The 12995-nt window shown below is 77.0% G+C and carries 11 protein-coding genes; 8 read left to right on the top strand and 3 right to left on the bottom strand.

What is annotated here, in order from left to right; genetic code table 11:
* Positions 1–6: 6 nt before the first annotated feature.
* The 5 genes from BMW27_RS09080 (at position 7) to BMW27_RS09060 (ending at position 4263) form a co-directional block, all read left to right on the top strand.
* Positions 7–309, top strand: coding sequence for a metal-sensitive transcriptional regulator (locus BMW27_RS09080; RefSeq protein ID WP_012949613.1), 303 nt, complete (start codon positions 7–9; stop codon positions 307–309).
* Positions 310–335: 26 nt separating this feature from the next.
* Complete coding sequence (locus tag BMW27_RS09075; protein WP_175486441.1) at positions 336–545, top strand: heavy-metal-associated domain-containing protein; 210 nt, start codon at positions 336–338, stop codon at positions 543–545.
* Positions 546–570: 25 nt separating this feature from the next.
* Positions 571–1470: a hypothetical protein gene (locus BMW27_RS09070; protein ID WP_091442589.1), complete on the top strand. Its 900-nt coding sequence runs from the start codon at positions 571–573 to the stop codon at positions 1468–1470.
* Positions 1471–1481: 11 nt separating this feature from the next.
* On the top strand, positions 1482–3785 hold the full coding sequence (locus BMW27_RS09065; RefSeq protein WP_091442585.1) for a heavy metal translocating P-type ATPase: 2304 nt from the start codon (positions 1482–1484) through the stop codon (positions 3783–3785).
* Positions 3786–3876: 91 nt separating this feature from the next.
* Positions 3877–4263, top strand: coding sequence for a hypothetical protein (locus tag BMW27_RS09060; RefSeq protein WP_091442581.1), 387 nt, complete (start codon positions 3877–3879; stop codon positions 4261–4263).
* A 57-nt stretch (positions 4264–4320) separates the two neighbouring features.
* Here the strand turns inward: BMW27_RS09060 and BMW27_RS09055 are convergent, their stop codons facing one another.
* From BMW27_RS09055 to BMW27_RS09045, 3 genes are all read right to left on the bottom strand, one after another.
* Positions 4321–5427: an epoxide hydrolase family protein gene (locus BMW27_RS09055; protein WP_175486440.1), complete on the bottom strand. Its 1107-nt coding sequence runs from the start codon at positions 5425–5427 to the stop codon at positions 4321–4323.
* A gap of 169 nt (positions 5428–5596) precedes the next feature.
* A complete protein-coding gene (locus BMW27_RS09050) occupies positions 5597–6526 on the bottom strand; it encodes a M56 family metallopeptidase (protein WP_091442578.1) in 930 nt (309 codons plus the stop codon).
* Positions 6527–6543: 17 nt separating this feature from the next.
* Complete coding sequence (locus tag BMW27_RS09045; protein ID WP_091442574.1) at positions 6544–6909, bottom strand: BlaI/MecI/CopY family transcriptional regulator; 366 nt, start codon at positions 6907–6909, stop codon at positions 6544–6546.
* Positions 6910–7023: 114 nt separating this feature from the next.
* On the opposite strand from BMW27_RS09045, the gene BMW27_RS09040 reads away from it, so the two are divergent.
* Genes BMW27_RS09040 through cydC form a run of 3 tightly spaced genes read left to right on the top strand, consistent with a single transcriptional unit; the run spans position 7024 to position 12991 of the window.
* Positions 7024–8574, top strand: a complete 1551-nt coding sequence (locus BMW27_RS09040) for a cytochrome ubiquinol oxidase subunit I (protein ID WP_091442570.1) — start codon at positions 7024–7026, stop codon at positions 8572–8574.
* A 35-nt stretch (positions 8575–8609) separates the two neighbouring features.
* Positions 8610–9626, top strand: coding sequence for a cytochrome d ubiquinol oxidase subunit II (cydB, locus tag BMW27_RS09035; protein ID WP_091442568.1), 1017 nt, complete (start codon positions 8610–8612; stop codon positions 9624–9626).
* Positions 9623–12991: a thiol reductant ABC exporter subunit CydC gene (cydC, locus tag BMW27_RS09030; protein WP_091442565.1), complete on the top strand. Its 3369-nt coding sequence runs from the start codon at positions 9623–9625 to the stop codon at positions 12989–12991. The genes cydB and cydC overlap by 4 nt, the downstream gene beginning before the upstream one ends.
* Positions 12992–12995: the final 4 nt, after the last annotated feature.

Genomic DNA, 12995 nt, shown 5'->3' with positions numbered 1-12995 from the left:
CACCCCTTGGAGAGCACCGGAGCCGGTCAGCACGGCTACATCCACCGCAAGGACGACTACCTCAAGCGGCTGCGCCGCATCGAGGGGCAGGCTCGCGGGCTGCAGCGGATGGTCGAGGACGAGAAGTACTGCATCGACATCCTCACCCAGGTCTCGGCGATGACGAAGGCGCTGCAGTCGGTTGCCCTCGGCCTGGTCGAGGAGCACCTGTCGCACTGCGTCGTCCAGGCGGCGCAGGCCGGCGGCCGCGAGGCCGACGAGAAGGTCCGCGAGGCGTCCGAGGCGATCGCCCGCCTCGTCCGGTCCTGACCCACCCACCCGAGAGGAACCCGATCGTGAGCACCGTGAGCTACACCGTCGTCGGCATGACCTGCCGCCACTGCGTCGACGCCGTGACCGAGGAGGTCAGCGCCGTCCCCGGGGTCACCGCCGTCGACGTCGACCTGGCCAGCGGCGGTCTGACCGTCACCAGCACCGAGCCCGTCGACGACGGCGCCGTCCGCGCCGCGGTCGAGGAGGCCGGCTACGAGGTCGCTGCCGGCTGAGCCGGCGCGCACGGGAGGATCCGTCATGCAGACGCCGGCGCGGCTCGCCGTGGTCGCCGGAGCCCTGGGTGCCGTCTTCGCCGCCGCGGTCGGCGTCGGCGCGGCGGTCGGGCCGATCGGCGCGGCGGTCGGGCCGATCGGCGCCCCGGAGGCGCACCCGTCCGCGGCCGCGCCGACGACCGCGCACCAGACCCCGGTGGGCACCGGGTACGTCCTCGACGTCCTCGAGGAGCGGCCCGCCGCGGGGACGGCGGCGGTGGAGTTCCGCGTCCTCGGCCCCGACGGCGTCCCGGTGACGGAGTACACCGAGGACCACGGCGAGGACCTGCACCTGGTCGCCGTCCGCAGCGACCTGACCGGCTACCAGCACGTGCACCCCGATCTCGGGGACGACGGCACGTGGCGGGCGCCGCTGACCCTCACCCCGGGCAGCTGGCGGCTGGTCGCCGACACGACGCCGGCCGCCGCGGACGAGGACCTCGCGCTGACCGCCGACCTGCAGGTGGCCGGCACCTACGACCCCCAGCCGCTGCCCGGACCCGCCCCGGTGGCCGAGGTCGACGGCTACACCGTCGTCCTGACCGGGGAGCTGACCACGGGCGCGGAGTCCGAACTCACCTTCAGCGTGAGCCGCGACGGGCACCCCGTGACGGACCTGCAGCCCTACCTCGGCGCCTACGGGCACCTGGTCGCACTGCGCGACGGCGACCTGCACTACCTGCACGTGCACCCCGTCGAGGACGACGCCGTCGCCCCTGCTCCGGGGCCGCACGTGGAGTTCGCCGCGACCGCGCCGTCCACCGGCACGTACCGGCTGTTCCTCGACTTCCGGCACGGCGACACCGTGCACACCGCCGCGTTCACGGTCCCCACCGCCGGGAGCGCGGCACCCGACGAGCCGGCCGGCCACGGGCACGGCGGCTGAGGAGACCCACGATGAGCACCCCCGACGTCCGGACCGGCGAGGTCGAACTGCTGATCGGCGGCATGACCTGCGCGTCCTGCGCCGCCCGCGTCGAGAAGAAGCTCAACCGGATGGACGGCGTGACCGCCACGGTCAACTACGCCACCGAGAAGGCGCGGGTCAGCTTCGCCGAGGACGTCACGCCCGACGACCTGATCGCCACCGTCGAGAAGACCGGCTACACCGCCCGGCTCCGGCCCCGTCCCGAGGCTCGCCCCGAGCCTGCGAGGGGTGAGGAGGACGGGGTCCTCCTACTGCGGCAGCGACTGCTGGTGTCGACCCTGCTCAGCGTGCCGGTGGTCGCGATGGCGATGGTCCCGGCGCTGCAGTTCACCTACTGGCAGTGGCTCTCGCTGACCCTGGCCGCGCCGGTCGTCGTGTGGGGCGGGCTGCCGTTCCACCGCGCCGCGTGGACCAACCTGCGGCACGGCGCGGCGACCATGGACACGCTGGTCTCCCTGGGCACCGGGGCGGCGTTCCTCTGGTCGCTGTACGCGCTGTTCCTCGGCACCGCCGGCGAGCCGGGCATGACGCACCCGTTCGAGCTCACCATCGCCCGCACCGACGGCAGCGCGAACGTCTACCTCGAGGCCGCCGCGGGCGTGACCACGTTCCTGCTGGCCGGCCGGTACGTCGAGGCCCGCTCCAAGCGCCGGGCCGGGGCGGCGCTGCGCGCCCTGCTGGAGCTGGGCGCCAAGGAGGTCACGGTGCTGCGCGGCGGCACCGAGACCCGGGTGCCGGTCGACCGGCTCGCGGTCGGCGACCTGTTCGTCGTCCGGCCCGGGGAGAAGCTCGCCGCGGACGGCGTGGTGACCGAGGGCGCCTCGGCCGTCGACGCCTCGATGCTCACCGGCGAGTCGGTGCCGGTGGAGGTCGCCCCGGGGGACACGGTCGTCGGCGCCACCGTCAACGCCGGCGGCCGGCTGGTCGTGCGGGCCTCGCGGGTCGGCGCGGAGACCCAGCTGGCGCAGATGGCGCGGCTGGTGGAGGAGGCGCAGAACGGCAAGGCCGAGGTGCAGCGGCTGGCCGACCGCGTCTCCGGCGTCTTCGTACCCGTCGTGCTCGCATTGGCCGTCGCGACCCTCGGCTTCTGGATCGGCGCGGGTGCCGGCCTGCCCGCCGCGTTCACCGCCGCGGTCGCGGTGCTGATCATCGCCTGCCCGTGCGCGCTGGGGCTGGCCACGCCGACCGCGCTCATGGTGGGCACCGGCCGCGGCGCCCAGCTCGGCATCCTCATCAAGGGCCCGGAGGTGCTGGAGTCCACCCGCGCGGTGGACACGGTCGTGCTGGACAAGACCGGCACCGTCACCACCGGCCGGATGACCCTGCAGGACGTCGTCCCCGCGGCCGGGGAGGACGCCGACCGGGTGCTGGCGCTGGCCGGCGCGGTCGAGTCCGGCTCCGAGCACCCGGTCGCCCGGGCCGTCGCGGAGGCAGCCGCCGAGCGCGCCGGGCCGCTGCGGCCGGTCACCGGCTTCGCCAACGAGGCCGGGCTCGGTGTGCGCGGGGTCGTCGACGGGACGGTGGTGCTCGTCGGTCGGGCCGGCCTGCTGGCCCGCACGGGCGTGACCGTGCCGGCGGAGCTCGAGCGCGCGCAGGCCGCCGCGGAGGCGGACGGCCGGACCGCCGTGCTCGTCGCCGCGGACGGCGTCGCCCGCGGCGTGCTCGCCGTCGCCGACGCGGTCAAGCAGACCTCTGCCGAGGCGGTCCGCCAGCTGCGCGACCTGGGCCTGCACCCGGTGCTGCTGACCGGCGACAACGCCACCGTGGCCCGCGCGGTCGCCGCCGAGGTCGGCATCGACGAGGTGGTCGCCGAGGTGCTGCCGCAGGACAAGGTCGACGTCATCCGGCGGCTGCAGGGCGAGGGCCGGGTCGTGGCGATGGTCGGCGACGGGGTCAACGACGCCGCGGCCTTGGCGCAGGCCAACCTGGGGCTGGCCATGGGCACCGGCACCGACGTGGCGATCCAGGCCTCCGACCTCACCCTGGTGCGCGGCGACCTGCGCGCGGCGGCCGACGCCATCCGGCTGGCCCGCCGCACCCTCGCCGTGATCAAGGGCAACCTGTTCTGGGCGTTCGCCTACAACGTCGCGGCGGTCCCGCTGGCCATGACGGGGTTGCTGAACCCGATGATCGCGGGCGCGGCGATGGCGTTCAGCTCGGTGTTCGTGGTGACCAACAGCCTGCGGCTGCGCCGGTTCGCCCCGCTGCCGGGCAACGCGGGTGCGACCACCGCCGTCCCGGCCGGCCGCCGCGCCGCCGTCCCCGCGGCCTGACCACCCCTCCTCCCCCGGGAAGTCGTGCTCTGCCCACACTGGTGGGCAGAGCACGACTCCTGACCAGGACCACCTCGGAGGGTCGACGACCATGGCCGGGTACGACCAGCGCCGCCTGCTCACCCGTCTCCTCGCCGGGGCCGGAGCCGCCTGGGGACTCGCGCTCCTCGTGCGGTCGGACCGGGTGGTCGGCGCTCTCTGCCCCGAGCTGCCCCGGTCCCGGCGCTGGGCGGTGAAGCTGCTGGGCGCCCGGCTGGTGGTCCAGCACGCCGTCGTGCTGGCCGTCCCGGAGGCGCGGACCGTCCGGATCGGCTCCGCGGTGGACCTGCTGCACGCGGCGAGCATGGTGCCGCTGACGCACTCGGCGCCCCACCGGAGGGCGGCGGTCATCAGCGGAGCGGTCGCGGCGGGGTACGCGGTCCTGGCGCCGGCCGTCGCACCTCGCCCGGAGCACCGGCAGGAGCCAGGGCGCCGGTAGCACGACCGGGGTCGTCGGCAGGACCGGCCGAGGCCCCCCCGCGGCGACCGACCCCGCTCACCGCGCGACCGCGCGCACGAACCGCCGGAGCTCCTCGACCAGCAGGTCGGGGACCTCCATCGCCGCGAAGTGGCCACCGCGGTCGAACTCGGTCCAGGAGACCAGGTCGACCACCTGCTCCACGGCCGCGCGCGACGGCCGGAAGAGGTCGTGCGGGAGCACCGCCACCCCGGTCGGCACGTCCCGCGACCAGCCGGGCGTGGGCGCGTGCGCGCGCTCCCAGTAGAGCTGCGCCGACGACGGGCCGGTGCGGGTGAACCAGTAGACGGCGACGTCGGTCAGCAGCTGGTCGGCGTCGATCTCGCTCGCCGGGTCGGTCCACTCGGCGAACCGTTCGGCGATCCAGGCCAGCAGCCCGGCCGGCGAGTCGGTCAGCGCCGGGGCCAGCGCCAGCGGCCGGGTGCCCTGCAGCTTGGCGTAGCCGGACAGCTCGCGGGCGTAGTGCGCCGCCTTCCCCTCGGCGGCCGGCTCGCCGTCCACCGGCACCCCCGGCGCCATGGTCACGTGCAGACCGACGACGTGCGCCGGGTCGGCGGCGGCGAGGTCGCGCCCGACGTGCGAGCCCCAGTCGCCGCCGTGGACGACGTAGCGGTCGTGACCGAGCCGGGCGACCAGCTCGGCGATCGCCCGGGCCATCCGGGCCGGCGTCCACCCACCGTCGGGCGTCGGCCCGGAGAAGCCGTACCCGGGCAGCGACGGGACGACGAGGTGGACCGCCTCGGCCGGGTCGCCGCCGTGCGCCGCCGGGTCGCTCAACGGCCCGAGCACGCGGAGGAACTCGACCACGGACCCCGGCCAGCCGTGCAGCAGCACCAGCGGGACGGCGTCCGGCTCCGGGGACCGCACGTGCACGGTGTGCACGCGGGTGCCGTCGACCGTGGTCGTCACCTGGGGCCAGGCGTTGAGCGCCGCCTCCTGCGCGCGCCAGTCCCACGCCGTCGCCCACCGCTCGGCCAGCGCGCGGACCCGCTCGACCGGGATGCCGCGGTCGCCGGATAGGTCCTGCCCGACCGGCCAGCGGGTGCGGCGCAACCGCTCGGCGAGGTCGTCGACCTCCGCCTGCGGCACGTCGACGCGGAACGGGGTCACGGCGGTCTCGGACACGTCCGCCAGCCTGCTCCCCCGCCGCAGGCCCGGCGACCTGCCGCCGTCCAGGCGGTCGATCACGGGGCCGGTGCAGGCGACACGCGCCGACACGCCGTCCGGGTGCGCAACGACACCGTGATCGACGCCGGGGCGGGCGCCGTCGGGGCTCGGACGACGGGGGCGGGACCTAGAACGCGGGGAGCAGCAGCAGCGCGGTCGGGACCAGCAGCAGCAGACCGGCCGACAGCAGCGCCGCCGCCCGCGCCCAGGCCGGCAGCGGGGACGGCGGCTCGAGCAGCCGCACCACGCGCGCCCCGACCGCGCTGCCGGTGACCGCGAGCGCCCCGGACGGCACGCCCGCTCCCCCGGCGCCGCCGGCCGCGACGACGATCGCCTGGGCCAGCGTCCGTCGCGGCGCGGGCCCGGCCAGCGAGCTGAGCGCGACGTCGTCCGCGCGCATCTCCACCAGCGTGCGCACCGCGACGTGCGCACGGGCCGCGGCGGGCAGCACCGGCAGCGCGGCCTCCCACGCCACGAACGGCAGCAGGTACAGGTGGTGGTGCTCGCGCAGGTGCGCCCGCTCGTGCGCGACGACGGCGGCCAGCTGGGCGTCGTCGAGCTCGGCGACCATCCCGGAGGACAGCACCAGCAGCGGCCGCGCGCCGGGGATGCAGAAGGCGACCGGAGCGGGGTGCTCGAGCAGCCGCGCGTCGGGGAGCTCGGCCGGCTGGACGACGAGCTCCAGCAGCTCGCGGTGCCGGCGGCGGGTGCGGGTGGTCCGGACCCAGGAGAGCAGCAGGACACCGACCAGCTCGGTGGCGAGCACGCCGGCCAGGGTCAGCGCCACCCAGTGGTCCCCGCGGACCGGCGCCGCGGCGGGGTGCCCGGTGAGCACCGACCAGGTCGCCTCCGGCAGCGAGTGGCCCCACGGGGCGAGGCCGTGCACGAGCAGCGCGCCGATGATCGACAGGCCGCCGGCCAGCCCGATCGCCTGCCAGCAGACCAGCGCGACCAGGGGGTCCCGCCGCGGCCAGCCGGCGCGGGCCAGCAGCGCCGGCACCGGCCACGCCAGCAGCGCGGCCAGCACGGCGAGGGCGGCTGCGGTCGCGGGCAGCACGAGGACGGCGGGGAGGGTCAGCGCGGCGCGTCGTCCGGACCGGCCGCGGCCAGCAGCTCGCGCAGCAGCCGGGCCTCGTCGGCGTCGACCCCACCGACGAAGCGCGCCAGCACCGCCTGCCGGTCGCCGGCCTGGCCGAGCACCTCGTGCATCAGCTCGGCGGCGTGGTCCTCGCGGGTGCCGCGGGCGCGGAAGCGCCGGGGTCGCGCGTCGTCGTGGACGACGAACCCCTTCTGCTCCAGCCGGGACAGCACGGTGTGCACGGTGGTCAGCGCCAGGCCGCGTTCGGCCAGGCCGTCGCGCAGCTCGGGCGCCGCCAGCGCTCCCTCGGCCGACCAGAGCCGGTCCATGACAGCCCGCTCGAGGTCTCCCAGCGACGCCACGGCTCCTCCTGTCCCCGGGATCACACCGGACTTTTCTACATGTCGTAGAAGTTGTTCTTCTACGAGGCGTAGAAAGAACGCGTCGATCGTACGACGCCCGGAGAGGGGCAGGCCGTGGACGTCCTGGACGTGGCGCGCTGGCAGTTCGGCATCACGACCGTCTACCACTTCCTGATGGTCCCGCTGACCATCGGCCTGGGGGTCCTGGTCGCCGTCATGCACACGATGTGGGTGCGCTCGGGCAAGCCCGAGTGGCTGCGGATGACCCGCTTCTGGGGCCGGATCTACCTGATCAACTTCGTGCTGGGCGTGGCCACCGGGCTGGTGCAGGAGTTCCAGTTCGGCCTGGCCTGGAGCGAGTACTCACGCTTCGTCGGCGACGTCTTCGGCTCGCTGCTGGCCCTCGAGGCGCTGCTGGCCTTCTTCCTCGAGTCGACCTTCCTCGGCCTGTGGATCTTCGGCTGGGGCCGCATCCCGAAGAGGCTGCACCTGGCCGCGCTGTGGGCCGCGGTGGTCGGCTCGATCGTCAGCGCGTACTTCATCATCGCGGCCAACTCCTGGATGCAGCACCCGGTCGGGGTCGAGGTCGACGACGCCACCGGCCGCCCGGTGCAGGTCGACTTCCTCGCCGTCCTGACCAACAACACCGCGCTGGCCGCGTTCAGCCACGCGATCGTCGCCGCGCTCGTGGTCGCCGGCGGGCTGCTGGTCGGCATCGGCCTGTGGCACCTGCGCCGCCGGGAGCTGGCCGGGCAGCCGACCACGGACGTCGATCACGCCGTCTGGCGGCGCTCGGTCCGGCTGGGCGGCTGGGTCTCGCTGGTCGCGTTCGTCCTCGTCGCCCTCACCGGCGACTGGCAGGGCAAGCTCATGTACGAGCAGCAGCCGCTCAAGATGAGCTCGGCCGAGGCGCTCTGCGAGACCGAGGCGCCGGCCCCGTTCTCGGTCTTCGCGTGGAGCAAGCTGGGGTCCAACGAGTGCGACGACGTCCACTCGATCACCATCCCCGGGCTGGTGTCCTTCCTCGCCCACGGCGACTTCTCCTCGGCCGTGCCCGGCGTCAACCAGCTGCAGGAGGAGTACGCCGCGGTCTACGGGGAGACCTACCCCGACGACCCGTCGCGCTTCGGCGCGCTGGCCGGCGAGGAGATCGACTACACGCCGCTGCTGGCGGTCAGCTACTGGAGCTTCCGGCTCATGATCGGCATGGGCGGGGTCTCCGCCGGCGTCGCCGCCTACGCGCTGTGGGCCACGCGCAGGGGCCGGGTGCCGACCTCGCGGATCGGCGTGTACGGCTCGCTGCTCGCGGTCGCCGCGCCGTTCGTGGCCAACGCGACCGGCTGGGTCTTCACCGAGATGGGCCGCCAGCCCTTCGTCGTCCACCCGAACCCGGACGTCCCGGTCGGCGAGCAGACGTGGTTCTTCACCGCGCAGGCCGTCTCCCCCGGCGTCACCGCCGCCGAGGTCTGGACGTCGCTGTCGCTGCTGACCCTCGTCTACGGCGCGCTGGCCGTCATCGAGCTGTGGCTGATCACCCGGTTCGTGCGCCGCGGCGTGACGACCGGGGACCACGCTCCCGACCACCCGGCCCCCACCCCCGGCACCCCGACGGAGGGGACGCCGGGGTCCCGCGAGGACGACGACGTCCTCCAGTTCGCGTACTGAGTCCTCGTCCACCCACCCACCCCAGGAGCCCACCCGTGGACCTGCAGACCCTCTGGTTCGCCGCCGTCGCGCTGCTGTGGACCGGCTTCCTGCTGCTCGAGGGCTTCGACTTCGGCGTCGCCGCGCTGCTGCCGGTGCTCGGCCGCCGTCCCGCCGAGCGGCACCTGATGCTGCGCACCATCGGCCCGCTGTGGGACGGCAACGAGGTCTGGCTGATCACCGCCGTCGGCGCGGTGTTCGCCGCCTTCCCCGGCTGGTACGCCACCTGGCTGCCGGCGCTGTACCTGCCCTTCGTGCTGGTGCTGTTCGGCCTGATCGTCCGGGCGGTCGCCTTCGAGTGGCGGCACTCGCACTCCACCGAGGCGTGGGACACCACCTGGACGCGCGTGATCACCGCGGGTTCGCTCATCGCCGCGGCCGGCATCGGCGCCGCGCTCGGGGCCACCACCCTGGGTCTGCCGATCGACGCGGACGGCAACCGGGTCGGCGGCGCGTTCTCCGGGCTGGGCTGGTCGGCGCTGCTGGGCGCGGTCGCCGTCCTGGCCTTCTCGGTGGTGCACGGTGCGGTGTTCCTGTCGCTGAAGACCGACGGCCCGCTGCGGGTCGCCGCCCGGCGCTTCGCGCTGCGGTGGGCGCCGGTGGCCGCCCTGCCGCTGCTGGCCTGGGCCGGCCTGGTGCACCTGCGGTCCGGCACGCCGGTCACCGGGGTGCTGTGGCTGGTCGCCGCGCTCGCCGTGCTGGTCGCCTGGGCGCGGCTGCGGGTCGGCCGGGAGGGCCAGGCGTTCACCGCGTGGGGCGCGGTGCTGGTCGCAGCGGCCGCCACGGTGTTCGGTGCCGCGTACCCGGTCGTCGTCCCCTCGACGATCGACCCGGCCTTCGACGTGACGATCGCCGACGCCTCGGTCAGCGACTACACGCTCACCGTGATGACCTGGGCCGCCGGCATCGGCCTGCCCGTGGTGCTCGGCTACCAGGCGTGGACCTACTGGGTGTTCCGCCGGCGGCTGACCGCCGAGCCGCAGCACGGCGAGCCCGCCGGGACGCACGCATGAGGTCGGACCGGGGGCCGCTCGGGGCGCTGGCCGGCGTGCCGGGGGTCACCGGGGCGCTGGTCCGCGCCGCGGTCGCCGCACTGGGCCAGGTCGCCGGGCTGGTGCTGCTCGCCGCCGGGCTCGCGCACGCGGTCGCCCGCGCGGTCGGCCAGGCCGACGGCGCCCTGACCGGTCCGCTGCTCGCCGCCTCCGCCGGGGTCGTGCTGCGCGCGCTGGCCGGCTGGGCCGGTGAGCTGGTGGCCACGCGGGACGCCCGCCGCGCCGAGGAGCAGCTGCGCGCAGCGCTGACCGCCCGGCTCGCCGCCTCCCCGGCGGCGGTCGCGGCGGCCGGCGGCCCCGGCCCGGCCGCGCTGCTGGCCACCACCCGGCTGGCCGAGCTGGGGCCCGCGCTGGCCACCCGCCTCCCTGCGCTGGCGCAGGCCCTGGTCGTGCCGCCGGTGCTGCTCGTCGTCCTCGCCTGGACCGACCTGCTCTCGGCCGCCCTCGTCGCGGTCACCCTGCCGCTGGTGCCGCTGTTCATGGTGCTGGTCGGGCTGACCACCCGGGACGGCACCACCGCCGCCGCCCGGGCGCTGGACCGGATCGCCGCGCACGTCGCCGAGCTGGTCCGCGGCCTGCCGGTGCTCGTCGGGCTGGGCCGCGCCGCCGAGCAGGCCGCGGCGCTCGCCGAGCTCGGCGAGGCCTCGCGCCGCCGCACGCTGTCGGTGCTGCGGCTGGCCTTCCTCTCCGCGCTGGTGCTCGAGCTGCTGGCCACGCTGTCGGTCGCGCTGGTCGCGGTCACCGTCGGCCTGCGGCTGGTGCACGGCGACCTCGACCTGGCCGTCGGCCTGACCGCGCTGCTGCTCGCGCCGGAGGCCTTCGCGCCGCTGCGCGCCCTGGGCGCGGCCCACCACGCCGGCGAGGACGCCGCGCTGGCCGCCGCCGAGGCCCGCGCGGTGCTCGCCACCCCCGTCGCCACCCCGTTCCCGACCGCGGACGACGGCGGCGACCCGCGCGGCGCCGACGTCGCCGTCCGGGGGCTGACCGTCCGCTTCCCCGGCCGACCGGTCGCGGCGCTGCCGCCGGTGGACCTCACCGTCCGGCCCGGGGAGCTGGTCGCCCTCCGCGGCGCCAGCGGCTCGGGCAAGTCCACGCTGCTCGCCGTCCTCGCCGGCCTGACCGACCCGGCGGCGACCGTCGAGGGCGGGGTGTCCGGCGTCCCCGCCGGCGGGGTGGCGTACGTGCCGCAGCACCCGCGCACCACCGGCGCGACCGTCGCCGACGAGCTGCGCCGGCACGCGGGCTCGGAGGCCGGCGCGGACGAGGTCGTCGGCGAGGCCCACGTCGTCGAGGCGCTGGCGCGGGTCGGCGCCACCGGGCTGGCCGGCCGGGACTGCACCACCCTCTCCCCCGGCGAGCTGCAGCGGGTCGCGCTGGCCCGGGCGCTGGTGCGGGTGCGCCGCGGCGCCCGGCTGCTGCTGCTCGACGAGCCGACCACGCACCTCGACGACGCGGCCGCCGCCCGGGTGGCCGCGGCGCTGGCCGGGCTGCGCGGCACGGTGAGCGTCCTGCTGGTCACCCACGACCCGGCTCTGGCCGCCCTCGCCGACCGCACCGTCGACCTGCCCTCGGCGCCGCCCGCCGCCGCACCCCCCGCGGGTGCGACGACGTCGTGGCCGTCAGCCGCCGATGGCCACGAGGTCGTGGCACCCGCCGCGGCTCCGGCACCGGCGGGTGCGACGGACCCCGGCCCGGGGCTGCGCTGGCCGCGGCGGGCGCTGGTGCGCGCGGTCGCCGCCGGCACCGCCTCGGCCGGCGCGGGCGTAGCGCTCACCGCGGTCTCCGGCTGGCTGATCGTGCGGGCGGCCGAGATGCCGCCGGTGCTCACCCTGCTGGTCGCGATCGTCGGTGTGCGGGCCTTCGGCCTGGGCCGGGCCGGGCTGCGCTGGGTGGAGCGGATGACCGCCCACGACGCGGCGCTCCGGCTGGCCGCGGACCTGCGCGTGCGGGTGTGGCGGGCGCTGGCCGCCCAGGGCCTCGCGGCCGACCGCACGCCGGGCTCGGCGCTGGCCCGCGTGGTCGGCGACGTGGGCCTGGTGCAGGACCTGTCGGTGCGGGTCGTCCCGCCGGCGCTGGCGGCCGGCGCCGTGACCACCGCGACCGTCGGCGCGCTCGCCCTGGTCTCCCCCGCCGGGGCCGGCGCCGCGGCGCTGGTCCTGGCGGCCACCGTGGCGCTGGTGCTGCTCGCGCACCGGCGGGTGGACGCGGGCGCCGCGCGCGCCGAGGCCGCGCTGCGGGTGGCGGCGCTGCGCGACACCACCACCGCGCTCGACGGCGCGGCCGACCTGCGGGCGCACGGCCTGGCCGGGCGGACGGCGGCCGACCTCGCCGGGCTCGCCGCCGACCGCACCGCGGCCGACCGCGCGCGCACCCGGGCCGGCGCGCTGGGCGCCGGCGTGGTCGTCCTCGGCACCGGGCTCGCCGCGGTCGCCGCCGCGGCGGCCGGCGCCGCGGCCGGGGTGACCGGCCCGGCGATCGCGGTGCTCGCCCTCGCCCCGCTGGCCCTGGGCGAGCCGCTGGCCGGGCTGGTCCCCGCGCTGCAGCGGCGCGGCGCCCTCGCCGACGCCCGCCACCGCCTCGACGCCGTCCTCACCACGCCGGTGCCGGCCGACCCCGCCGACCCGCTGCCGGCACCCGCGCCGGTGCGCTCGCTGGCCACCGACGAGCTGGTCGCCGGCTGGCCCGGCGGGCCGGACGTGCTCCGCGGCCTGGCCACGCGGGCGGACGTCGAGGGCGGCTGGCTGGTGGTGCGCGGACCCTCGGGCTCCGGCAAGTCGACGTTCCTGGCGGTGCTGCTCGCGGCGCTGCGGCCGCGGGCGGGTGGGTACGCGCTGGACGCCGTCCCCACCGACCGGCTGACCGGGGACGGCGTCCGCTCGCGGATCGCCTGGCTGCCGCAGGAGGCGCACGTGTTCGCCTCGAGCATCCGCGCCAACCTGGCCCTGGCCGCGCCGAGGGGCGAGCTGGCCGGACCGGGCGGCGAGGCCCGGCTGCGCGCCGCGCTGGCGGCCACCGGCCTGGGCGGGTTGCTCGCCGGGTTGCCCGGGGGCCTCGACACCCCGGTCGGCGCGGGTGGCACCGCGCTGTCCGGCGGGGAGCGGCGCCGGCTGGCCGCGGCCCGGGCGCTGCTGGCCGACCGGGACGTCGTGCTGCTCGACGAGCCGACCGCGCACCTGGACCCGCCCACCGCCGCGGCGCTGGTGCGCGACCTGCGCGCCGCGCTCGCCGGGCGCGTCGTGGTCTGCGTGACCCACGACGACACCGTCGAGCAGCCCGGCGACACCGTCGTCCGGCTGGGGGAGCCGGTGCCCGCGCTCGCGGGCTGAGCCG

The organism is Geodermatophilus poikilotrophus (assembly GCF_900111455.1).
Lineage (GTDB): Bacteria > Actinomycetota > Actinomycetes > Mycobacteriales > Geodermatophilaceae > Geodermatophilus > Geodermatophilus poikilotrophus.
The sequence above is the reverse complement of the archived record's forward strand: the minus strand, read 5'-3'. Positions and strand labels throughout refer to the sequence as shown.

Bases quoted from the DNA above. Each gene is read 5' to 3' on its own strand.
- BMW27_RS09060 (WP_091442581.1), top strand. From the start codon at position 3,877: ATGGCCGGGTACGACCAGCGCCGCCTGCTCACCCGTCTCCTCGCCGGG.
- BMW27_RS09070 (WP_091442589.1), top strand. From the start codon at position 571: ATGCAGACGCCGGCGCGGCTCGCCGTGGTCGCCGGAGCCCTGGGTGCC.
- BMW27_RS09065 (WP_091442585.1), top strand. From the start codon at position 1,482: ATGAGCACCCCCGACGTCCGGACCGGCGAGGTCGAACTGCTGATCGGC.
- cydC (WP_091442565.1), top strand. From the start codon at position 9,623: ATGAGGTCGGACCGGGGGCCGCTCGGGGCGCTGGCCGGCGTGCCGGGG.